Raw genomic sequence first — 237 nt, 5'->3', positions numbered from 1 at the left:
ATAGGACGTCAATTTTATGTTTGCCCTTGATTAAGTCATTATAATAATCGTCTGCGATTGAATTCATGTTTTTCCGATTTTCATCATGGGCTCCAAAAGATGCTGGTGTAGCATGAGTGATTTCAGAAGTGGCAACCAATCCCGTCGCTTTTCCTTTTTCCTTTGCTGCTTCCAATACGGTTTTGACTTCAGATTTATCATTATCCACTGCAATTGCTGCGTTATAGGTCTTCACTC

1 protein-coding gene is annotated in these 237 nt (G+C 39.2%); it reads right to left on the bottom strand.

The window, feature by feature from the left end; translation table 11 throughout:
- A partial coding sequence (locus SB773_RS34565) for an alkaline phosphatase (RefSeq protein ID WP_410595055.1) occupies positions 1-237 on the bottom strand: 237 nt, incomplete at both ends.

Source organism: Bacillus sp. SIMBA_074 (assembly GCF_046534555.1).
GTDB classification, from domain to species: Bacteria; Bacillota; Bacilli; order Bacillales; family Bacillaceae_G; genus Bacillus_A; species Bacillus_A mycoides.
This window is presented reverse-complemented; position numbering and strand designations above follow the sequence as displayed.